Origin of the sequence: Parathalassolituus penaei (assembly GCF_026626885.1) — a bacterium.
Lineage (GTDB): Bacteria > Pseudomonadota > Gammaproteobacteria > Pseudomonadales > Oceanobacteraceae > Oceanobacter > Oceanobacter penaei.
In genome coordinates, this window is sequence record NZ_JAPNOA010000056.1 from 98,028 (window position 1) to 121,566 (window position 23,539).

11 protein-coding genes are annotated in these 23,539 nt (G+C 56.5%); 7 read left to right on the top strand and 4 right to left on the bottom strand.

The window, feature by feature from the left end:
• Positions 1 to 379: 379 nt before the first annotated feature.
• Together OUO13_RS15270 and OUO13_RS15275 are read right to left on the bottom strand one after the other, a co-directional pair.
• Positions 380 to 1,306 carry a lysophospholipid acyltransferase family protein gene (locus OUO13_RS15270; protein ID WP_283174759.1) on the bottom strand — a complete coding sequence of 309 codons (927 nt, stop codon included), beginning with the start codon at positions 1,304 to 1,306 and terminating at the stop codon, positions 380 to 382.
• 2 nt (positions 1,307 to 1,308) lie between these two features.
• Positions 1,309 to 2,082 carry a fatty acid desaturase CarF family protein gene (locus OUO13_RS15275; protein WP_283174760.1) on the bottom strand — a complete coding sequence of 258 codons (774 nt, stop codon included), beginning with the start codon at positions 2,080 to 2,082 and terminating at the stop codon, positions 1,309 to 1,311.
• 429 nt (positions 2,083 to 2,511) lie between these two features.
• Here OUO13_RS15275 and cynS point away from each other — a divergent pair, with 429 nt between their 5' ends.
• The 3 genes from cynS to zapE all read left to right on the top strand — a co-directional run bounded on the left by cynS (position 2,512) and on the right by zapE (position 4,873).
• The gene (cynS, locus tag OUO13_RS15280) at positions 2,512 to 2,952 is read left to right on the top strand and encodes a cyanase (RefSeq protein ID WP_283174761.1); all 441 of its coding nucleotides are present in this window, start codon (positions 2,512 to 2,514) and stop codon (positions 2,950 to 2,952) included.
• 87 nt (positions 2,953 to 3,039) lie between these two features.
• Positions 3,040 to 3,699 (top strand): NADPH-dependent FMN reductase, encoded by a 660-nt coding sequence (locus tag OUO13_RS15285; protein WP_283174762.1) that lies wholly within the window; start codon positions 3,040 to 3,042, stop codon positions 3,697 to 3,699.
• A 91-nt stretch (positions 3,700 to 3,790) separates the two neighbouring features.
• Positions 3,791 to 4,873 carry a cell division protein ZapE gene (zapE, locus tag OUO13_RS15290; protein WP_283174763.1) on the top strand — a complete coding sequence of 361 codons (1,083 nt, stop codon included), beginning with the start codon at positions 3,791 to 3,793 and terminating at the stop codon, positions 4,871 to 4,873.
• A 10-nt stretch (positions 4,874 to 4,883) separates the two neighbouring features.
• Here the strand turns inward: zapE and OUO13_RS15295 are convergent, their stop codons facing one another.
• A complete protein-coding gene (locus OUO13_RS15295; RefSeq protein WP_283174764.1) occupies positions 4,884 to 5,540 on the bottom strand; it encodes a hypothetical protein in 657 nt (218 codons plus the stop codon).
• Between the two features lie 190 nt (positions 5,541 to 5,730).
• On the opposite strand from OUO13_RS15295, the gene recC reads away from it, so the two are divergent.
• Genes recC through OUO13_RS15315 form a run of 4 tightly spaced genes read left to right on the top strand, consistent with a single transcriptional unit; the run spans position 5,731 to position 18,063 of the window.
• Positions 5,731 to 9,153, top strand: a complete 3,423-nt coding sequence (recC, locus tag OUO13_RS15300) for an exodeoxyribonuclease V subunit gamma (protein ID WP_283174765.1) — start codon at positions 5,731 to 5,733, stop codon at positions 9,151 to 9,153.
• Positions 9,153 to 12,956, top strand: coding sequence for an exodeoxyribonuclease V subunit beta (gene recB / locus OUO13_RS15305; RefSeq protein ID WP_283174766.1), 3,804 nt, complete (start codon positions 9,153 to 9,155; stop codon positions 12,954 to 12,956). Before recC ends, recB begins: the two co-directional genes overlap by 1 nt.
• Positions 12,953 to 14,872, top strand: coding sequence for an exodeoxyribonuclease V subunit alpha (gene recD / locus OUO13_RS15310; protein WP_283174767.1), 1,920 nt, complete (start codon positions 12,953 to 12,955; stop codon positions 14,870 to 14,872). The genes recB and recD overlap by 4 nt, the downstream gene beginning before the upstream one ends.
• A gap of 32 nt (positions 14,873 to 14,904) precedes the next feature.
• On the top strand, positions 14,905 to 18,063 hold the full coding sequence (locus OUO13_RS15315) for a DUF748 domain-containing protein (protein ID WP_283174768.1): 3,159 nt from the start codon (positions 14,905 to 14,907) through the stop codon (positions 18,061 to 18,063).
• A 518-nt stretch (positions 18,064 to 18,581) separates the two neighbouring features.
• Here the strand turns inward: OUO13_RS15315 and OUO13_RS15320 are convergent.
• Positions 18,582 to 23,471, bottom strand: coding sequence for an ATP-binding protein (locus tag OUO13_RS15320; RefSeq protein WP_283174769.1), 4,890 nt, complete (start codon positions 23,469 to 23,471; stop codon positions 18,582 to 18,584).
• Between the last annotated feature and the right edge of the window lie 68 nt (positions 23,472 to 23,539).

Here is a 23,539-nt window from a genome sequence, read left to right on the forward strand (position 1 = left end):
GCTGGCTACAGCATGCCCATCTGGGCGAGCCGGGATTCACCGCAACGGCCGACCCGGCCGGGGCATGGATGCCCCGCCAGGCCAGGTGTCACAGGGATGTGTCGTCTGGCCGGGGTCGAAAAGCCGTTGTCGGTGAATACCGGAAACACGAGCCCAGCAGGGCTAAGCAGGGGGAGGCCCGCCCGGCCGGGGGACAAGGCCCCCCAAGAGGGCATACGGCGGTGCCAATTAACAAGCCTGCCGGTGGTGCTGGCAAACCAGCCCATGTGCGTAATCTGAAATAACGGCAGTTTCTGTCGAGCAAAACAAAGGGGCCTGTGGGCCCCTTTGTTTTTTGCGGTTCTGTAAACCGCCCGTTTTTATGAGACAGGCGTTGGCGTCAGGGTGCCCAGCGGTTGTTATCCCACAAGGCCCAACAATGCGGATTGGCCATAATCTGGCGCGACATGGAATCGTTGATCAACTGCGTAATCACTACAGGGTCACCTGAGCTGGTATCAATCGGTTCTTCAAACCACTGGTGATAGTCACCATTTTTGTCTTGCAGGATATAAACCGGAATCAGCGGCTTGTTGTGGGTCAGCGCCATGCTGGCGGCAAAGGTTGATGTCCATGCCGGCTTGCCACAGAAATTCAGCAATTTGCCATTACGGCCTCGTTTGGTGCGGACGTCGACAAACAGAAAGGCGTTATCACCCTCGGCGATGTGTCGGATCATGCGTTTGGTATCCCAGGTCGGGATATAAAACTGTGGGTCACCAAAGCGGTTGGTGCTGTTGAAACTGCGGTGATTCAGCAGGCGATCGGAAAAATCCCGGTACAGGCTATACACCGGAATTCCCATACGGAACAGGTTCAGACGACTGATTTCCCAGCCATACAGATGGCATGATACAAAAATCACCCCATTGGGATGATCGTCCAGATACTGCAAACCGGAGCTGCGGATGTGTTTCGGATCTGGTGAGGCAGGGGGCAGGCTGATGCCTTCGGCAACCGCGCCCAGCATGTTCTGGTAGAACATACGCTCAATGCGTTGCCGTTCTTCCAGACTGCGCTCTCCCAGAATCTGCTCAAAGTTGTGCTCACAGTACAGGCGCTGACGCCCCAGCAGTTTGCGGATCATCCAGGTGACAATCTGGGCTGTGCGTGGGTGTGCGGCGAGCCTGCGCACACGAGCCTGACCGAGCCACGACAGCAGGTGCAGCACGGCAAACAACGGCAGTTTGATCAGGAGCTGAATACGCCGCTGACGGTTAGTCAGCGGCAACGGGCGTGCCGACGTGCGACGAACTTTGGTAACCATAATCAGACAGGGGTCAGACCATCCTCGAAAATCCAGCCCCGACGGCGGCAGAAATTGAAGATGCGATTAACCAGCGGGTTGGCTATGCCACTGAGGATGCAGAAGTCCATGCCGAGGTCCTGATGGTGGATGTTATGGGCTTCCTTGGTGATAAAAATATGCAGTTTTTGCAATACTTGTACCCAACCCGGAATTTCACGACGGTGCGCCAGCGCGTGGGCGTACTGAGCCAGTGACAGCATCAGGTTGAACATACAGATAAAAACCAGCAACGCCGGGCCAATGATACCGAGCGCAAAGAGTCCGCCAGACACCAATGCCAACGGGAAGCCGATAAACATCACCATAGGGGCAGCCAGACGCATAAAACTGCGACGGGCCAGTGCACCTGGGCTCAGGTGATGAGTTTTGAAGTCGAAGACTACTTTTTCCAGCGGTGATATTTTTTCCATCGCTTCTTCGCGCATCTTCAGGTACTTGGGTGAGCCTTTGTTACCCTTGAAGAAATACAGCTCGCGCAGACCAACATTTGGCGTGGTGCGGCGGTAATCGAGGTAAAAGTGCGAAATACCGGATAGCGCATCGGCGGTATAGACAGATAGCGGAAAAAGTGCCAATGCCCACCAGGCTGCGCCTGAATAGAGAGCATAACTAACCAGTGCAAAGTTCAGCAGGAAAAACAGCCAGCAAACCAGCAAAAGGCCGGTTTCTGCGGGGGTAATATCATCCAGAGGGCTTGAAGCAGGCTTGCGGGATTCGGATTTGGATGTCGTCAACTCGGGGCCGATCCATCGTGTCGCTTGAGAATTGTGCAGATCATAGCTTTGTGGGTGCTTTTCTTCAAACAATCCGTTCCCTTTGCGGGCTGGTAAAACCTGACATGTTTCGGGTTTTGTGAAGATTCGACCGGCAATCCGGCAAAGGTTCCGAATCAGGATGTTGATCATCCAGAGTGCTTCAAATCAGAGGGCGCTGCGTGATCACCGGTCTGGATGGTCAGAACAAAAGTCTGTCTATCGGCCGTTACATGATATGTTGTGCAGTAGGTGTGTGGCTTGAATGATTAGCCGCAATGTCCGTTGGATTCCCCTGACGGCCTTCGGTATGGGCTGGAGCGCTGGTTATAGTGTGGTTTCCGGCCTGGGCATCGGGGGAGGCGAGGCCGGATTCTGATTCCATCACCGACGCACCTCAGGAGATCCGTTGTGAACAAGGTTGAGATGACTGAAGCCATTATTCTGGCCAAATCTGCCCGCAATCTCAGTTGGGAAGCCATTGCCGAAGGCATCGGCATGGGCACTGTCTGGGTTACCTCCGCCTGTCTGGGAATGAACAGTATGCCAGCGGAACCGGCTGCCAAGCTCTGCGCTTTGCTGGAACTGTCCGATGAGGTCAAGGCTGCATTGATGCAGTATCCGACCAAACAATGGCAGTGGCAGGTACCACAAGATCCGCTGATCTATCGCCTGTACGAGATTGTTGGCGTCTATGGTGAAACCCTGAAAGAAGTGATTCAGGAAAAATTCGGCGACGGCATCATGAGTGCTATCGACTTCACCATGGATGTTGCCAAGGAAGAAAATCCAAAAGGCGACCGTGTGGTATTAACCATGAATGGCAAGTTTTTGCCGTACAAAGCCTGGTAAAACTGGCTGTAAAGCACTGGTTCCGGACTTGTTATTCAACCATGGCTGCGGCAGTCTGCGGCCTTTGATCTCCGGTTCGGTTCCATCATGAAGTGTCTGGTATTTCTGGGGTCGGTGCGTGACAGCACGCCACCGGCGCCTGCCCGTCTTGGCCTGCGCGTCGCGCTGGCCTGTCAGCAACAACTGCAATTGACCTTTGCGGACCTCGAGGTTGAGCTGATCGATCCGCTCGATTTTGCTACTGGTCCGATCTTCAAACCACATTTCGCCTGGTCCCGCCGTCATGTGCCTGCTGATCTTGATGCGCTGGCGCAGAAGATTGCGGCAGCGGATGCCTACGTGATGGTCAGCCCGGAGTACAACCATTCCATGAGTCCGGCGCTGGCGGATCTGCTTAATCACTTTGGCAGTTCGCTGTTTTCGTTCAAACCCAGTGCCATCGTCACCTATTCTGCCGGTCAATGGGGTGGTGCCCGAGCCGCAGTAAATATGCGTACGTTTCTGGCGGAACTGGGCTGTTTGCCGGTGTCGGCCATGATTCATGTACCGGCGGCACAAACGGTGTTTGCGGAAGATGGATCAATCGCTGACGCCAGTCAGTCTGGTCAATGGCAAGGTTATATGGGGCGCACCTTTGAGCAGTTGTACTGGTGGGCACAAGCTTGTTCTAACCAGCGTCAGGTAGCCGGGTTGCCGGGCAAGGCGTTTCAGCGTGATCCATCCCAGCGTAACGCGCCTGCGAACTGACCCAATCTGCTCCTGCAGTGGTATCCATTTACTACCGTAGTATCATGCCGACCGCTTTCTGGAATTCGTCAGCCGGTGTAAGGAGCAGGGCGTGGTCGAACGTACATCACTGGTGCAACATCTGCAGAATCAGGGCGTGGAACTGGACGACAGCCAGCGCCAGGCGGCTGAAGCGCTGGAGCAGTTGCAGCATCAATCCCAGCGCCCGAAGCGCAAGGTAGCGTTTTTTCGTCGCCGTCAGCCCCGTGGTGCCTATTTGTGGGGCGAACCGGGGCGAGGCAAAACCCTGCTGATGGATGCTCTGTTTGCCCTGTATCCAGAGGCTTCACGACGATTGCATTACCATCACTTTCTTCGGGAGTTACATCGCGGCATGTCCCGCCCCGGTGGTGGCACCGATTTCCTGATCACCCTCGCCCATGAAGTTGCCGCCAATTGCCGGATGTTCTGTCTGGATGAGTTTCATGTTCACGACGGTGCTGATGCGGTGTTGCTGGAGCGCTTTCTGGCCGTTTTGCTGAAACAGCAGGTGTTTGTGGTGCTGACCTCCAATTACCCGCCGGATAATCTGTTGCCCGATCCTAATCATCATCACAAGGCCCAGAAAATCATTGCGCTGGTGAATCGGAACTTTGACATCCTCCACCTGGATGGCGCGCGCGATTATCGCCGTCGTGGCGGTGATACATCCCTGCAGTATCTGGCTCCCGCGGATGAGGTATCCGATCACCGTTTGCTGGCGCTGTTAGCTACCGCGGGCTGCTCGTTAACCCTGGACAATCGGCTGGTACGCCTGAGTGGTCGTGCTGTGAATGCCCGTGCGGAAGGTGAGGGCGTAGTCTGGTTTGATTTTGAAGCCATCTGTATGGGGCCGCGTTCGCATCTGGATTATCTCGAAATTGCTGAGCGCTGGTCGCAGGTGGTGGTATCGGGGATTCATCGACGTCTGTTGCATGAGCCCAATGCCTTGCGACGCCTGATCTGGCTGGTGGATGTTCTGTATGAGCATCGGCTGCGGTTGTGGCTGATTTCGGAAGAGCCGATTCTGGAGCTGCTGTCCGACCCGGAGCTGGAAGCGGACACCGTAAGGCTGGTCAGCCGTTTGATGGAAATGCAGCTGCTGGTGTTTGGTGGCACCAGCACTGCACGAACCGGATTGCTGGACCCGTCCTGAACGGGTGGAATCAAGGCTCCTCGATAAAACGGAAGTGTTTGGCGCTGCATTCAAACCACACCAGTTGCAACCCAACCGGCTGCAGGAATTCCGGCAACCGCGGCGGTTGCAACAGGTCGGGCAGAATGGTCAGGTCGTGTTGCTCCGGCAAAAAACGTGACACCGTAATATGGCTGCCCCATGGCATTTGCATGGGCAGTTCTTCCTCATTGGCGGCGACCTGAATGGCTTTCGCCAGCTCAATAAATGCCTCACAAGGCTCTGTGGCCAGAATCACGCTGTTGCGATTAAATAGCAGCCCCTGCGGCTGGATACGAATATCGCCCAGCCAGTGTTCGGCCATACGAGTGACTCGCGTCGACAGGAACTGGCGATAACGATTAAACAGCGTTAATTCATCTTCATGAGCACGAGCGCGCAGTGGTAACGCCGAGCCGGTGGCTATGGTGGTGTGGAGGTTGTCGGCGCTGTAGGTCAGTGCAGGAATGTGGCTGGCGATACGACGGCTCACTTCTTCCAGTGGGCGGGTAACGTCGGGCCCGTAACGCAGCACCAACAGGCAGCCGCTGCCCTTGTTCAGGTTGCCATCGCTGACAAGCGGCTGGCTGTTCATCTGATCCCGGAAACTCTGGTAAATCTGTTGCTGGCGATTGGCAAAACTGTCCATGGCTGAAACTCCTGGGTCGAATCGGGGGTACGCTAACAGAAGCTGAAAACTGGGTCATCAGACAGACCATGGAGTCCGGGCAAGGGTTCCTGCGTCATTGGCTGTCGCAGGATTCTGGCTCCGGGTCGTGGCCTGCCGATTGGCAGTGATAGAATGTCAGGCATGTCGAGACTGCTGATGGTGCCTGTGCATGAAGCTATACCATTCCAATGACCTGGAAATCCTCAAGGAGCTTCTGCTCTCACAAATGCGCCAGAATCCGCCATCTCCGTTCGACGAAGAGGCCATTCTGGTCCAGAGTCAGGGTATGGCGCACTGGTTACGGCTGAATGTCGCTGATGGCCTGGGGGTTGCGGCACAACTCGCATTTCCGTTGCCATCCAGTTTTGTGTGGCAGGTTTTTAACCATCTGCAGCCCGATTTGCCGTCGCGTTCCCACTTCGATAAGGCCCTGATGGCCTGGAAGCTGGTGCGGCTGTTGCCAGCCTTGTTAAAAGAGCCTCAATGTGAGGCCATTCGTCATTACCTCGATAACGATCCTCGCAATATCCGTCTGTATCAGCTGGCCCAGAACATCGCCGACCTGTTTGACCAGTATCTGGTGTACCGGCCTGACTGGCTGCTGGACTGGGAAAACGGCAAGGACAACATCGACGGCGCTGATATCAGTCTGCAACCCTGGCAACCGCTGGTGTGGCGGGCGCTGGTGGCTGATGCCAAAGCCAGTGGCCAGAATCTTGAACACCGCGCCCGTTTGCTGGAGTCCTTGCCTGATCTGGTAAAACGTTATCCGGAGCGGCTGGCGAATTTGCCCAAACGCCTGTTTGTGTTTGGTATTGCCGCTTTGCCGGGCAGCTACTGGCAAGTATTGCAGGCGATCAGTCCGGTCATTGATGTGCACTTTTTCCTGTTGAATCCGTGCCGCAACTTCTGGGGCGATATCGTTGATGACCGTCGTCGCTTGCGCATTCTGCAACGTCAGCCAGATGCCGCTGCCTATCTGGATCGCGGTAATCCCTTGCTGGCCAGCTGGGGCCGGGTTGGTCGGGATTTCCTGACACTGGTGCACGATTCCGAGCAGGTTGACGATATTGAGGCCTGGTATGCCACGCCGGGCGAAACCCTGTTGCGGCATATTCAGCAGGATATCCTCGATCTCAGCGATCGCCAGCAACTGGCGGCGGAAGGCTGCCGTGATGGTTCCAGTGAGGGTAAAACCGCGATCGCCAGCAACGATGATTCGATCCGCCTGATTTCCGCCCATGGCCCGCTGCGTGAAGTGCAGCGTCTGCACGACCAGCTGTTGTACTGGTTCGAGCAGGACACCAGCCTCAAACCGCGTGATGTGGTGGTGATGGTGCCGGATGTGGACCTCTATGCCCCTTATATTGACGCCGTATTTTCCAGCGTCAGCGCCGAAACCCGCATTCCCTGGGCAATTGCCGACCAGTCGTTAGTGACGGAAAACCCGGTTCTGACGGCCTTTCTGGGCTTGCTGGGGCTGCCCGACAGCCGACTGTTGGTAACCGAAGTGCAAGACTGGCTGGATGTGCCGGTATTACGTGCCCGTTTTGATATTGGTGATGATGAACTCGATGACATTCGCGACTGGTTGTTAAGGGCGCGGGTGCGCTGGGGGCTGGATGGTGAGCAGCGTGCCAGCCTCGGCTTGCCGGCATTTGAGCAGAACAGCTGGCGTAAAGGATTACGGCAACTGCTGCTGGGGCTGATGGTGCCCGACCAGTCGCCGGGCTGGCACGATGACTGGCCGGTGGCGGCTGTCGAAGGCACCCGTGCTGAATTGCTGGGCAAGTTGCTGCAACTGGTCGATACCCTCGAGCTCTGGCAGCAGCGGTTGCGCAACCTGGCGAGCAGTCAGGATTGGTTAAGTGCCATTCCGGAGCTTGTGGATGCTTTTTTCAGTCCGGCCGCTGATAGCAGCCTGTTAGTGGCGCAACAGGCCAGTGTTCAGAAAATCCGTGATCTGGTCAGCCGTTGGCGTGATGAACTGGAGCTGGCCGGTGCGCTGCCGGACCTGCCGCTGTCGGCCACACTGGTGCGTGCCTGGTTCTCGGAGCAACTGGGGCAGCAGGGCGGCTGGCAGCGTTTTCTGGCGGGGCCGGTCAACTTCTGTACCCTGATGCCGATGCGCTCCATTCCGTTCCGGGTGGTATGTCTGCTTGGTATGAACGACAGCGACTATCCGCGCTCGGTGCCACCGGTGAGTTTTGACCTGATCAGTGCCGGTAAAGCCCGCCGTGGCGACCGTTCGCGCCGCGACGACGACCGTTACCTGTTTCTGGAAGCCCTGTGTTCCGCCCAGCAGCATTTGTATATCAGTTACCGGGGCCGTGATGCCCGCGAGAACAACGAATTGCAGCCATCGGTGCTGGTGAGTGAACTGCAGGATTATGTGCTCGACAGTTTCTGCCTGCAGGGTGATGAAACACTGGAGCCAGCGCAGAGCCGTGAGCATTTGCAAAACTGGTTGTGTGAAGCGCTGCCATTGCAGGCGTTTAATCCGAGTGTTTTCAACAGCGAGCCGGTACGAGCCGTGCGAGGTTATCAGCCCTTGTGGGCCGGTGTTGCGGCGGCGGTCAGTGGCAGTTTGCCGGCTGCGCGGCGCTTCTGGGAGCAACCGCTGCAATTGCCCGCCGAGTTGCAACCGGGGCAGACGCCGCGGCAGATTCTGTGGGAAGACGTTAAAGCCGCCTTGCGTAATGGTGCCGAGTTTTTTGTGCGCCGCCGTTTGCGCGCCAATCTGGCCCCCTGGTGGCAGGAACACCCAACAGAAGAACCGTTCAGCCTCGATAACCTCGACAGTTATCGTTTGCGCTCAGAACGGTTGCAGGGGCTTTTGCAGCAACCTGCTGAAGCACTGCAGCCGGGCGAACCCTTGTTTGTGGCCCGTCAGCAGGCGTTAGGCCAGTTGCCGGTGAGGGCGTTGGGTGAAGTTGAGGCCGAACGCCTGGATAAACGGCTGTTGCCACTGCGCAATGCGCTGGTGCCCTTGCTGGCGGCTCCGGTTGAATCGGCTTCCTTGCTGTGGCCGTTGAGCTGTCCGGGATATGGCGATTATGAAATTCTGGGTGAGCTGCAGCATCTGCATGGTGACGTGCTGGTGCGTTACCGGACCGGCACTGTCCGTGGTGAGCATCTGCTGGATGCCTGGCTCGATCTGCTACTGGTCAGTGCCGTGGCACCTGGACGGGTGTCCGGTTTGCATTTTCCGGGGGCTGGCAAGGAATTTGTTCACTACTATCTGCGCGCCCCGCAACCCGATCTGGCGGCGGCCCTGATTCAGCGTTATTGCCAGTTCTACCTGCAATGCTGGCAGCAACCGTCGTCCTGTTTGCCCAGCCTGTTGATGTCGGGATTGCTGCAGATCAGCGACCCCGACAAGGCGGTCGTGGCGATCCGCAAATCGGCCGACAGTGAGTTTGGTGAGTTACGCAAACCCTCTGTTCAGCGTTGTTTGCCTGAGCTGGCGAGCCAGATTGCTGACGATGAGCAGGCGCTGGCCTGGCTTGAGGAGCACCGTTGGGTGCTGGATGATTTGTTGGCGCATCTGTCCGAACACGAGGATGGCCCGAAAACAGGAGCGGATGCCTGATGCAACGTCTTGATATTTCAACCTTTCCGGTTCTAGGGCAGTCGCTGATCGAAGCCAGTGCCGGTACTGGCAAAACCTTCACCATCGCCAGTTTGTATAGCCGTTTGCTGCTGGGGCATCAGACCGGGCTGGCGCCGTTGGGCTGTGACCGGGTGCTGGTGGTTACCTTCACCAATGCGGCAACGGAAGAGCTGCGTGGCCGTATTCGTGATCGTGTTCGTGGCAACCTCGACGATCTGTTACGGGCGGCCCGTGGTGATGCCATGACCGACAAGGCCTTTGCGGCACTGGTTGAGCAGACACTGGCTGCCAATCAGTCTTCCTCTGGCATCGGCGTGGCGGAATCCGACGGCCTGCTGTTGCAGGACTATAACCGCATGGCGGATTGGTTCCGCCTCAATCTGGCCCAGATGGATAACGCTTCCGTATTCACCATTCACGGCTTTTGCCAGCGCATGTTGCGCCAGTTTGCCTTTGATGCCGGGGTGATGTTCAGCGCCGAACTGGTGCTGGATTCTGCCAGCTATTTGCGCCAGGCCTGTGAGGACGTCTGGCGTAATGGCCAGTATCCGTTAAATCGCCAGCAGGTGTCCTATCTGCAACAGCTGTTCGGTACACCGGAGCAGTTACAACAGATGCTGCGTGGCTGGTTATCGCGCAGCGGGCTGAAGTTTTTACCGGCGCTGGATCCGCAATTTGATTTTCAGGCGGTCTGGACGCGGCTGGAAGCCGGTTTTCCAGCACTGCGTCAGCAATGGCAAGCGCTGGGAGCGGACGGGGTGTGTAGAAAAATCGCCGCGTCGGGCCTCAGTGGCACCTACTATCGGGCGGCGTTGCTGCCGGTCTGGGCGGAGCGTATCGAACGCTGGCTGGCGGCGGATATGAGTCTGGAATTGCCCGAGAATCTGGAGCGTTTCGGGTCGGTATATCAGCACACCCCCAAACATCTGAAGAAGAACGGAGCGGCGCCGGAACATCCGCTATTCGAGGCGATTCAGGCCTTTCTGGATGCGGTTGAACCCTTGAAAGTCCAACTGATCCAGCACTGGTATCAGCAGGTGCAGAGTCGTTATTTTGAACTGCTGGAACGTGACGGTGCCATGTCACCGGACGATCTGTTACGTCTGCTGGATACCGCGTTGGACAGTCCCGGTGGTGCCCTGCTGGCCGAACGCATTCGTAACCTGTATCCGGTGGCACTGATCGACGAGTTTCAGGATACCGACCCGCTGCAGTACCGGATTTTCTCGCGTATTTATCCGCAAACCGCCATGAATGATGAGCCGGTGCAGTGGGGAATGAGTGCCATCGGCGACCCCAAACAGGCCATTTATGCCTTCCGTGGCGCGGATATTTTTACCTACATCGGTGCCCGGCGTTCCTTGCCTGCGGAGCGGATTTTCACCCTCGATACCAACTGGCGCAGTCACAGCCAGCTGGTCAACGCTGTGAATCACCTGTTTTTGCAACACCCGGCACCGTTTGTGTTTGATCAGGATATTCCGTTTGTAGCGGTGGCGGCGGCCGGAGTTCACGACCAGAAAGCCTTCCGCCAGCTGGATGCCAGTGGCAGCTGGCAAACACAATCACCTTTACAGCTGTGGGTAGACGATTCCCGTCAGTCGCTGGCAGCGGCCCGTAGCCTGTGCGCGCGCCAGTGTGCGGCGCAGATTCTGGCCTTGCTGACCGGTAATGGTCGCCTCGGTGATGATCCGGTCAAGGCGGGTGATGTGGCGGTGCTGGTACGTAGCCGGTACCAGGCCAGTCTGGTGCAGCAAGCGTTGTCAGCACTTGGCATTGGCAGCGTGTTCCTGTCGCGCGACTCGGTGTTTGCCAGTTCCGAAGCCATGGATCTGCTGAGTTGGTTAACCGCCGTTGCGGACCCATCTGACGAACGCGCCGTGCGTAATGCGCTCGCCACTGAATCTCACGGCTACAGCGCCAGCCAACTGGATACCTTGCTGAACGATGAGCCGCTGTGGGAAGCCGAGCTTGGCAAAATGGCCGAGTATCAGCAGAGCTGGCAGCGCAAGGGCATTATGGCGGCGCTGATGTTGTGGCTGGAGCACGACCAGCGCGCCGTGCAATTGCGTTGTCTGGATCAGGGCGAGCGGCGTCTGACCAACCTGTTGCACCTGGGTGAATTGTTGCAGCAGGCAAGCCGACGCCTGCGTGGACATCAGGCATTGTTGCGCTGGTTAACCGACCAGATTTTTGATGATCGGGAACAGGACGAGGCGCAGCTGCGTCTCGAAACCGATGCCAACCTGGTGTCGATTGTGACCATTCACAAGTCAAAAGGGCTCGAATACCCGTTGGTGTTCCTGCCGTTTCTGTGGGGCGATGTCAGTGACAATAACCGTGATTTGGGCGCGCGTTATTTTGATGAAGATCTGGGCGTGGTGGTTGATCTTGATCCGGATGACGAGGCAAAAGAAAAACAGTCGCGGGATAACCGCGCCGAAGCCATGCGCCTGTTATACGTGGCGCTGACACGTCCCAAACAGGGCTGTTTTATCTGGCTGAATCAGGCACAAAGCTACAAAAAAGCGGTGTTGACCGGTACGGCATTGGGCGACCTGTTGCAGGTAGAAACACTGGAGCTGGATCTTGCCAAGGCCGACCATGCGACGCTGGCGGCAGCAGGTATTGCCGTGACGCCGTTTCCGTTATGGCCAAAGGGCTCCGAACCGCTGGGACCAGCCTTGAAAGAGGTGGTTCAGGCTGCGGAATTCCGGCGTTCCTTGTACGACAGCTGGCGAGTCAGCAGTTTTACCTCGTTAGCCCGCCCACGGGGTGGCAAAGCCGAAGAGGTCGAAGCCAGCATTGACGAGCTGTTGTGGCTGGGGGGAGACGATGATGGCCTGCGCTCGGATGAGGTATTGAGTGCCGCACACGCGGTGGCGGGAGGCCTGGCATCGGGCTTTATGAACGAGGTTGCCAGCAGTCTGGTACAAGCTGGCAGTGGTCAGGCCGAGATGTTCGGGTTTGAGGATCAGCCAGCGGCGCTGCCGGTGATGGTGGCTGCGCGGGAGTTTCCGAAAGGCGCCAACGCCGGTACCTGTTTGCACAGCATGCTGGAACATTGGGATTTTAAAGACGAAGCAGCCCTGGCGCTGTTGGTTGAGCGTGAAATGCAACGTTACGGAGTGGCGGGTGCCGATGATGAACAACGTCCGCAGCGGTTGTTGGCGGTTTGTCACTGGTTACAACAGATCGCCCGGACGCCGTTAAACGGTGCCTTTGGCTCGTTCCGGCTGGCGGATGTTGGCAAGCGCCAGCGTCTCGATGAAATGGAGTTCTGTCTGCCTATTCGCAAGCTGCGCGCATCCATGCTGAATCCGCTGCTGGACGTTGGTGCCGCGGTGAATGGCGCTGGAACCGGAGCTGAGGCACTGGTGGAACATCATCAGCTCGATTTCAGCCCGGTCTCTGGTTACCTCAAGGGCTTTATCGACCTGGTGGTGTGTGTTGACGGTCGTTATTACCTGCTCGACTACAAATCCAATTACCTCGGTGAACTGACCGATGATTATCTGCCGGGTCGTCTGAGCACTGCGATGGCGGCCCATCACTACGACCTGCAAGCCTGGCTGTACACCCTGGCGCTGGATGCATTCCTGCGTCAGCGTCTGGCGGATTACGATCCACGGCAACATCTGGGTGGTGTGTTTTATCTGTTTCTGCGCGGTATGACGGCGGATGGAAAAACCGGTGTTGAGTATCGGCCGGTTGACCTGCAGGAACTGCAGCGCTGGCAACAAACCCTGCTGGTAACGGCAAACAAGGAGAGCGCGGTATGAACCCTCTGATGGATAACCGTTTGCCTGAAGGATTACGCCGTGAGCTGGCACGTCTGGTCGAGGAGCGCCGGTTGCGCAGTATTGATGTGCAAATGGCCGGTCAGTTGTTGAACTGGAGTGACCAGCGTTTTGCCGGAGATCAGGCTGCCAGCCTGTTTGTGATGACCTGTTCGTTAAGCTGGGCGCTGGGGCGAGGTCAGGTCTGTTTGCCGCTGGATCATTGCCCACTGCCGGAATTGGGGCGTTGGTGGCCCAATACGGCATTGCTGGAGACGTTAACCCGCGATGTGGTCTGGACTCAGCAGACGGACATTCCCCATGAGCCGTTGCCTGCCAGCGGCTGGGCTGGTCAACCACTGGTTCTGGAAATCCGCCAGAATCAACCGGTGCGTTTGTATCTGGCACGCTACTTTTTCTATCAGCAAGCCGTTGAATCAGCGATTCGCAGTCGTACTCAGGTAGTCCCCGCCAATCCTGCCGATGCTGAACTGGGTGCTTCCTTACGCGCCTTGTTCCCTCATCATCCAGGCCAGGCTGGGCCAGACTGGCAGGCGGTGGCCGCGGCCACGGCTTGTCTCCAACATTTCTGTGTTATCACCGGCGGCCCTGGCACGGGTAAAACCACCACGGTAACCCGTATGTTGTGTGCCTTGTTGGGGCAACATCCTGACATGACCATTGCGCTTGCCGCCCCCACCGGCAAGGCCGCGGCGCGTATGCTGGAGTCGATCCGCCAGTCACGGCAGCGCGATAATTTGCCCGGCTCTGAGCGAATTCCTGATGAGAGTTTTACCTTGCATCGTTTGTTGGGTTGGACGCCGGATGGCTTTCGCTATGGACCGGAGCGGCCATTGCCTTGGGATTGTGTGGTCGTGGACGAGGCTTCCATGATCGACCTCGCCATGATGTATCAGCTGTTGTCGGCGCTGGCTCCTCATGCTCGTCTGGTGTTGCTGGGCGACAAGGATCAGCTGGCGTCGGTGGAAGCGGGTAGTGTGCTGGCGGATGTCAGCAACCCGGATGGCGGATTTGGACTGTCGGCCGGTTTTGCCGAGCGACTGCAATCCTTGTTGGGATACGATCTGGAGCCTTCTGTCGGGGTATGGCGTAGTCCGTTGCAGGATGCCGTTGCACGGTTGTATTACTCGCGGCGTTTTAGCGAAGAGAGTGGTATTGGTCAGTTGGCAAAAGCCGTGAATGCTGGTGATGTGGCGGCTACGATCCGCTGTTTTAATTCCTTTGCCACGACGGATCTGTATCTTGACTCTACTTATCAATTGCCTGCGGGAAGTCCTCGGCGGGCCTTGTTACCGTGGCAACAACGGGTGGTTGGTGGATACCAGAATTACTGTGAAGCTCTCAAGAAGGGTGATGTTCGGTCGGTTTTGTCAGCATTTGCGGAATTTCGTGTGCTGGTTGCAGTCCGACAGGGTAATCAGGGGGTTGAAACCGTTAACCGTCAGATTGAAGAACTGTTAACGGCTCATGCCGGTCTGCAACGCAAGGTCGGTTCACCCTGGTATATCGGGCGTCCGGTGATGGTGACGCGTAATGACTATGATCTTGGTCTGTTTAATGGTGATATAGGCATTATGGTTCATAATCAGGGCAATGAACCCCGGGTTGCGTTTGAAGACACCGATGGCAGTATCCGTTATTACCTGCCCGGACGTTTGCCTTCCCACGAAACGGCCTTTGCCATGACGGTACACAAGAGTCAGGGTTCGGAGTTTGATCGGGTGTTATTGTTGTTGCCGGAGCGCTGGCAGGCGCTGATCAGCCGTGAGCTGGTGTATACCGCTATTACTCGTGCCCGTCGGCACTTCGCCTTGTTGAGTAGTCCGGAGTGCTGGCAACGAGGCGTGCAAAACCGGGTGGAGCGGGCCAGTGGCCTGGCCGCTGCACTCTGGTCTTAAGATCACACTGTTTCTGATTTACAGGGATTTTTATGCCTACTGAACAGACCCATACCCCAGCTAACGGCCGTCCACAGGGTGGTCGTCGCCGGCGCCGCCGCAGTGCGCTGTTTGTGGTCGGGCGTGTTGTACTGGGACTGCTGTTGTTCGTTGCCATTCTGTTGCCGGTGCTCTGGTATCTGGTGCCGCCGTATCTGGTGAAAAAAGCCCAGAACTGGTACGCCGAGCAGGGTGAAGGTTATCAGCTCACCATTGATCGCTGGGATCTGGCGTTCTGGAGTGGGCGTCTGGAAGTATCCGGTCTGGTGTTTAATCACCCGGGTAAACAGGGTGAGCGCAGCGAGCTGGGCACGCTGGTACTGGATCTCGACACCGGTCGTGTGGTGGACGGTGTGGTGGCGATCTCCAACTTTGATCTCGACGGCCTGCACGCTCGTGCAGTTCGTACCGCCAACGGCATTGAGGCGCTGGGTCTCGAGTTTCTGGCAACCGCGTCTGCTGACGAAACGGCTGCTGATGGCAGTGTTGAACAGACTCTCAAGGAACAGCTTGCAGCCTTGCCTGCGGTAGAGCTCGACAGCCTGCATTTCACCGATATTCAGCTTGGCTGGCAGCAGCCAAAAGGCAGCAAGAATAATCTTCCCCGTCGTGCCCAGGTTGCGATTGATGATCTGGCACTCAGCGATATCAATACCCATAGCCCTGACCTCATCAACTTCAGCACCCAGATTCGCGTTCAGAGCCTGGAGCTTGAGCAGCCTGATCCGGTGCGACTGCTGCGTCCGTTGACAGTAGTAACCCACGGCAAGGTGGAAGACTGGTCAGATGACAAGGCGCGTCGCCTGCGTACTGACATTGAGCTCAAAGGGCTGGATGTGCTGTACAAGCAGCAAGCCCATATCCAGCTTGGCGGCGCTCGTCTGGCCGGTGTTAATGCCACCCTCAAGGACCAGTCGGCGGGGATGTTCCTGCTGGAAGACTTGCTGGTTGGTGAACGGATCGCTACGGCGGCAACGTCAGCGGCCCCGGCAGTGGTTGCGAATGAACAGAAAATCGAGGTGGCCAGTGGTCAGGCTTCCGTTCCGGAGCAACCGGCGGTAGCGCCATTAAAAGGCACAGATATTCACGTTGCGCCTGAGGCCAGCAAACTACCGGTGCAACCAAAAGCCGATACTGGCTCCCAGAAGGCCGCGGCTCTGGAAACCACCCTGTTGTCAGTCAGCCGGTATCAGGTTCAGCGCATCGAATTCAGCAAGAACCATCTGAAAACGGCCCTGCACGAGTTACAGGGCGTTGAAGTCTCCAGCGGTTCACAAGATGGTTACCTGATTGGAGCCACCTGGTTGGGGCCGATTCTGGCGTCGGCGGAAGCCACGTCAAAAGCATCTGATACAGCTGCTGCTGCCGATCCTGCAGCTGACGCGACGGCTACCGCTGCGGCGGACGCCACTGGCGCCGAAGACGCCAGCAAGGCAGCAGAACCAAAAGAAGACAAGGCCCAGCCGTTGCCATTTGAAGTGGATATCGCTGGCATCCGGATGACTGGCATTCTGGTGCACTGGCAGCAGGCCGGCCTGGAAGTTGGGCTGGCAATGGGGGATAACCGCATTGGTGCCATTAACAGCGAGTCGGTTGACCCGATTGAACTGGAAGGCGGCATGGAGCTGCGCAAACTGAATGTAGGCGCTCCGTTGGCTCCGAGCAGTGTGCATTTGCAGCAGCCGGTTACTCTGGTCTGGAAGGGTGACGTTCGTGACTGGCGACGTCAGCCTGAGCTGAATGGCGATTTTTCTGCCCAAGGTCTGTCGATGCTGGTGGACGACTATATTCCGGTGCTGGCTGATCAGATTCGTCTCAACGGCATTCGTGCGACCGCCAAACTGCAGGAAATTTCCAGCCTGGTTATCAGTGGCGCCAGTGTGCGTGAGCAGCCCGCTGCGGGTTCCGACAGTCTGGTTGGAAATACCCTGTTGTCGGTTGAAGAGTACAAAGTGCCGTCGATTTATTTTGATGGCCAGATGCTGACCACTGGCGTAAACGAAATTGCGGCGGCACAAATCCGTATGCAGCGTGACGCCAACGGTAATATCCGTTTTATTCCGCAGCGTCCTAACGGACAGGTTGTCACCTCTGGCAAGGAAACCACTGCTGAGAACAGCACTATGTTGCAGTTCCGGATTGCCGGTATCCAGCAGCGTGAGGATAAACCTAGTCTGGTGTTCTGGCATGATCAGGCGATCAAACCGGAAGTACGTACCGACGTCACCCTGGATCTGCTGAATCTTGGTGTGATTACCAATGCGACATTGTTCGCCAGCAAGCGCAGTGATGTACAACGTGCCGAGTTTACTGCCCAGGTATCGCTGGATGAGTACAACAAGAACCGCTTTACCGGCCAGATCGGTCTGGTAGGTGGTGATGTGGATGGTCATCTGGGCATTAACGTCACCCAGCTGAATCTGGTGCCGCTGAGCCCGTATGTGATTGATTCCATCGGCTACCGCGTCAAGAAAGGCATGCTGCGGGTGAATGGTGATATTGATTTCGATCGCGGCAAAATGAACGGTAATGCGACCTTGCGTCTTAAAAACAGCGAATTCGAACCGGCCGATGAACGCATTATCCAGAACGTCAGCCAGCAGATTTCCATGCCGGTTGAGACTGCCTTGTCGCTGCTGAAGGACAAGAACAACAACCTCAAGATGGATCTGCCGATCACCGGTTCTCTGGATAACCCGAATGTGGGTATCAACGACATCCTGTCTCAGCTGAGCCAGACAGCTGTCAAAACCGCGGCCATGTATTACCTCAAACAGCTGCTGCAGCCGTACACCACGGTGATCAGCGTGGCGCAGTACGCGGGCGAAAAGTTGCTGGCGATTCGTCTTGACCCTTTGCAATTTGAAAGCGGTAAAGCGGAACTGACTGACGAGCATCGTCAGTACTTGGGCAAGGTTGCGGAAATGATGGATACCCGTACCAATCTGGAGTTGCAGGTTTGCCCGTTTGTTTCGGATTCCGAAGTGAAAAACCTGGGGGATAAATGGGGTGCGTTGGCGGATCAACGTGGTCGTCTGATCAAGGCGGAGCTGGCAGGCTTCAAGGATCAGCGGGGTAGCTCTCTGTCTGGGCGTGTGACCCTGTGTGGGGCGCAGAAAGGTGGCAAACCAAGGGTTGAACTTGGTTTGTAATCGTTGATGGCGTTTGATCGGGCCGCGATCGGATTTGGCGTCTGGCGCTTTGCGGCTACTCGGCTTGTTAATTTGCACCGCCGCTTGCCCTCTTGGGGGACCTTGTCCCCCGGCCGGGCGGGCCTCCCCCTGCTTTTGCCCGACTGTGCTCGTTTTTCCGGTATTCCCTGGCAACGGCTGATCGCCCCCGGCCAGATGGCACATCCCTGTGCCAACGGGCCTTGCGGGGCATCCATGCCCCGGCTGGGTCTGCCGTTGCGGTAAATCCCGGCTCGCCCAGATGGGCGATTAACGGTGGCCAGCTGCGCTGGGGAAAGCTGTATTTTTGTAGGAACTGCCGTTGGCTGTGATGGCGTGGAGGTTATTTGCGGCGTTGATGCATGCTGTTCGCCCGACGCCCGACGCCCGACGCCCGACGCCCGACGCCCGACGCCCGACGCCCGACGCCATAACCGTCGCCCAATAAAAAACCCGGCTATAAGCCGGGTTTTTTATTTACTGCTTTGTTCGACAGGGGATCAGCCAGCGACTGGCTTCACCACGAACAACAGGTCGCCCTGGTTCACCTGTTGACCATCGCTGTTCATGATACGGGTAACCTTGTACTTCTGGTTAACCGGATACAGTTCAGCACCCTGACGGTTGAATTGCTTCAGCGCCAGTGGTGAGAACAGTTTCATGGCTTCCATCAGACACAGGGTCTGTTCGGTATCAATGATGTCGCCTTCTTTCACGAACGCAGGTTCGCTTGGAGAAGAGGAGCCGTAGAAGATGCTGGTAGACGGAGACAGAACTTTCAGTTCGTCAGAGCCTTCAATCTTCAGGGCGGCGGCATCTACTGCGTTGGCAGACAGATCAGCAGCGTCTTCGATGTCCTTGATCAGGGCTTCGAGATCGATACGTGCCAGGAATTTAGGCAGGTAACCGGTATCGTAAATGCCCTTACGGAAGACCTCGTCATCCAGCACGCGTTTGGCCAGCGGGATGTTGGTGCAAACACCGGTGATCTTCACGCGATCCAGGTACTCACGCAGCTTGGCGATGGTGTCTTCACGATCCTTACCGTAGCAGATCACCTGAACGATCATGCTATCGTAGAACGGCGATACCTTCTTGCCAGGAGCAGCCATGGAAATCAGGTGGATGTAATCCTCTTCCGGCAGTACGCATTCGCGGATCTGGCCAGGAGTTGGAACGAACTGCAGTTCGTCACCCTTCATCACCGCTTTTTCAGCGTTGATACGGACTTCAATGGCATAACCGTTGGCTTTAGGAGCCATGTCGGCAATGCTCGCGCCTTCTGCAATCTTGAACTGGGTGCTGACGATGTCAATACCGGACACCAGTTCGGTCACAGGGTGTTCTACCTGCAGACGGGTGTTCATTTCCATGAAGTAGATGGTGTCAGCAGCCAGGTCGAAGATGAATTCGACAGTACCGGCACCTACGTACTCAACGGCATCCGCCAGTTTGGTTGCGTAGTCGTAAGACAGTTGTTCCAGTTCACGTGGCAGCATGGTGGAACCAGATTCTTCGAAAATCTTCTGGTTGTTACGCTGTACGGAGCAATCACGCAGACCCAGGATCTTGGTGTTGCCATGGCTGTCACGCAGAACCTGAACTTCGATGTGACGCAGAGAGGTCACAAATTTTTCCAGGTATACGTCACCGTTACCGAAAGCAGCCTTGGCTTCGGTAGAGATCTGGTGGAACAGGGTGTGCATCTTGTCGGCTGAGTGAACAACCTGGATACCTTTACCACCACCACCGTGTACCGCTTTCAGCAGTACTGGGTAACCGATTTCATCGGCAACCGCAGCGGCGTTGGCGGAGCTGGTCAGAATACCGTGGGAACCAGGAACCACCGGCACTTTCACACGCATAGCGGTGTTAATGGCGTTGGACTTGTTACCCATGGTTTCCATCGCAGACACTGGTGGTCCAACGAAGTTGATGTCGTGGTTACCACACAGGGCGGCGAACGCACTGCTTTCTGACAGGAAGCCGATACCAGGGTGCAGGGCTTTCACGTTTTCGTGGTGCGCGACACGCAGAACGGACTTGGCGTTCAGGTAGGATTCGTCAGGGGTGTTACCACCGATACATACCACGCGGTCTTCTGGGCCGAGCAGGTCAACCGGTACGGAATCCATGTCCGGGTCAGACTGAACCAGAATAACCTTGATGTCGTTTTCCTGAGCCTTGCGGATCAGTTTGACCGCGGTACAGCCACGAGCGTGAACCAGTACCTTGTCGATCTTGCCGAATTTCTTGGCAGCGGTTGCACCTTTGCCAGTGTCCGGAGCCAGACGGGCAGCGTTCACGTAGCCTTGCAGTACACGGCCGAGAACGTCTTCCACGCTGTAGCGGGCAATTGGCATATCCGGGTCGATGGCGCGCAGACGGTTGTCGAGGTCATCGAAGAACGGGTGACGAACCAGACCAGCCATGGACTTGGAGGACACGGACAGGTAGTTCGACAGGGTGCTGGTGCTTGGCAGATAGCTTGGAACCACGATCTGGCCAGCAAACGGCATGTTGGTACCAGAGAAGTAGTAGCTCTGAACCAGCGGGTGAGTCACGAAGGATGCCTGGGCACCACCGGTGCAGTCACCGTAACCGAATACCACGATTGGCAGATCGTTATCACGCACGAAACGGGTGATACGGTCGTTGGTTACTGCCATGGAGAACAGTGCTGCTGCACCTTCTTTGGTTTGCATACCGCCAGAAGATACGAAGCAGACGATTGGCAGCTGCTGACGAGCACACTCAACCATCAGTTTGCAGAACTTCTCGGCAGCGGCCATATCGAAGGCGCCCGCCTGGAAGTCGAGGTTGGATACCAGAGCACCGACCTGCTGTTCGCGTTCGCCAATACGGATAGTACCGATACCGGTGATCACGCCGCATGGTTTGATATTTTTCTTCAGGGCATCTTCGATTGAGCTGCGGAAGCCAGGGAAAGATACCGGGTCAGAAGACATCAGGTTGGCGTTCAGCTCCTGGAAGTCACTGAAGAAGCGACCAATCAGGGCGTTGGCAGAAGTTTTCTTCTGACGCTTGGTGTCATCCAGGACTTGCTGGATCAGCAGGTCGTGGTAAGCCATGGTCAGGCGGTTCCAGAAGTCTTTACGACGACCAATGGATACCGGGTTGATACGACCGCTGTAGGTCTTGCCAGCCTGGTCGGCGACATAGTATTCCGGCAGCAGTTTTTCGAAGATGAAGGTGATCACCACAAACAGGGTGTCAGACAGACGTGGGAACGCCAGTTTCTTCCATTCTTCAACAGACTTCAGGAAGTCACCACGCTGACCGCTCTTGATGAAGTACGCCAGCCAGTTGTTGAAGGCATCGCGTTCTTCTTCGGTGTAGCTTGGGCCTGAGGTCGCTTCAGCCAGGGATTTCTCCAACAGGGCTTTCAGGGACTCCAGAGACAGGCTGCGGGTTTCGTTGGCTTCTTTCGCAACGTTCACCAGGTTACCGATGAAGTTGTCGTACAGCTGGCCAAATACCAGCATGTTCTGGCAAACCAGAGTGAAGTCATGACGCAGTTCGTCGTGCAGGATGGCGTCCAGAATGGTGATGTCCGGGTGAGCCGGGTTCTGGATGTTTTCCTGACGGAACTGGATGTACGGAGCCAGAGACTCTTCCAGGATGCGACGGTTGGCTTCAACTTTCACGTTGGTGATGCTGTTGGCCAGCGCTTCGGTGCGGGCAGACAGCTTCAGGCCAGAACGGATGCCTTCCGGAATCAGTTCAGACTGCAGAATGGTGTTCAGGGCAGTCGCGATGGACTGGGCCAGAGCGCCACGGGACTTCTCACGAGTCATGCCCAGAGTGATGTCCTGGTGCAGGTCGTGTGGCAGTTGTTCACGAACGTAGGTCGCCAGTGCGTGCGGGTTGCTTTCGATGAACTGGGCTACGGATTGGGCATCCAGAATATCGTTGGCGCGCAGCAGGAAGCGGCTCTGTTTGTAATCTTCGAGGTAGTTCAGCAGGCCCTGGAAGTTAACGGCAGCGTCGGATTTCCAGCGGTTGAACAGGTACAGACCGAGGTTGAAGCAGAGTTCCTGCTTGGCCTTCAGGTAGTTGTTCTTTGGTTCGCCACGGAACAGACGTGCCAGGGTACCACGGGTGTCATCACGCTCGTCGTATTTGGCCCAGAAGTTCTTCCAGCTCTTGCTCAGCATATCGTCGTAAACGATTTTCTCAGGAGCCTGCAGCCAGTTCTGGAACTTGCGGCGGGTTTCCTTTTCCATGCGCTGGGTCAGCTGGCCTTCCGGAATCTCTTTTTCTGCCAGGCGGCCGTAGTTTTCAACGGTGCTGGAGTGGATACGGCGACGCAGGGTCAGGTAACGGGTGTAGCGGTAGGTCAGACCGAAGATGTTAACGTGTTCGGTCGGAGTATCTGCCAGGAAGAAGTTGGTGTTCTTCTGCAGATTTTTCAGCTTTTCGGATGGTGACAGCAGACGGTCAACCGCCAGCTTGTAGTGATCCATCAGGTAAGGGTTGGTACGGGCGAAATCGGCAGCCTTGTTCTCGATAGACTGGATACCAGTCACGATGGCCTGATGCAGGTTGTAACGTTTTTCGTCTGCATCGGTAGGGGCGTAGTCGATGATGCCGTCGATGATACCGGCTTTACGCAGTTCGTAACCGGAGACACCTACGTACTTGGCACATTCCTGCCATGACAGGTTGTACTTGCGGGCAATACTGGCCAGACCCTGTGGCTGGATGGTGTTGAAAATACCATCACGTACGGTCAGCAGCAGGTTGGTGGTCGCCAGAGGGATCGCACCGCCGGAATAGCCGGCACCCCAGATGATACCGAGTGTTGGCACGTCGTTGTTGGCCATTTCGGTGATCAGGTGGGAGATGGAGTGAGCCTGGTTGGCAGCGTTGGCTGCTTCGCCTGCATCAGCACCGGGGGTGTCGATGAAGGTGATGATCGGCATGGAGCGACGAGCGTAGGAGCGAGCTACCTGGGCAGCACGGTTGTGGTGCTGTGGGCCCCATACACCTTTGGCGTGGTCGCGGTTCTGACAGATAAAACCAACACGGCGGACCTTGCCGTTGAAGTCCATTTCGGCTTCAGCACAGTACAACGGACCATCTTCCACTTCGGTGATGGTGCGCAGGATCAGGTGCTGAACGATGGACTTGGAACCTGGACGCTGGGCGCTTTCGCTTGGCGCAACAACCTGCTCGATGTATTCATCGATGTTCAGGGTGGCCAGTTTGGCGAGCTTTTTCTCGCAGCGGGCAGGGGAGATCAGACCTTTTACGGTGCTGTCTACAGCGTTGTCTTCGTATTCCGGAAACAGGGAAAAATCAGCCGATAACTGCTCGGCGATCTGGAATAGCTGGTCTACTTGCTTGGTTGCTGATTGTTCGGACATGGTTAATCAATTCCGTTATTTGCCGATATTCGGACGGATGTGGCCAGCAAACGTCAACTGGCCAAAGC

What these genes read in the sequence shown, in the direction of transcription:
- recD (WP_283174767.1), top strand. Translation starts at nt 12,953, where the DNA reads ATGAACCCTCTGATGGATAACCGTTTGCCTGAAGGATTACGCCGTGAG.
- OUO13_RS15315 (WP_283174768.1), top strand. Translation starts at nt 14,905, where the DNA reads ATGCCTACTGAACAGACCCATACCCCAGCTAACGGCCGTCCACAGGGT.
- OUO13_RS15295 (WP_283174764.1), bottom strand. Translation starts at nt 5,540, where the DNA reads ATGGACAGTTTTGCCAATCGCCAGCAACAGATTTACCAGAGTTTCCGG.
- recB (WP_283174766.1), top strand. Translation starts at nt 9,153, where the DNA reads ATGCAACGTCTTGATATTTCAACCTTTCCGGTTCTAGGGCAGTCGCTG.
- OUO13_RS15270 (WP_283174759.1), bottom strand. Translation starts at nt 1,306, where the DNA reads ATGGTTACCAAAGTTCGTCGCACGTCGGCACGCCCGTTGCCGCTGACT.
- OUO13_RS15320 (WP_283174769.1), bottom strand. Translation starts at nt 23,471, where the DNA reads ATGTCCGAACAATCAGCAACCAAGCAAGTAGACCAGCTATTCCAGATC.
- OUO13_RS15285 (WP_283174762.1), top strand. Translation starts at nt 3,040, where the DNA reads ATGAAGTGTCTGGTATTTCTGGGGTCGGTGCGTGACAGCACGCCACCG.
- recC (WP_283174765.1), top strand. Translation starts at nt 5,731, where the DNA reads ATGAAGCTATACCATTCCAATGACCTGGAAATCCTCAAGGAGCTTCTG.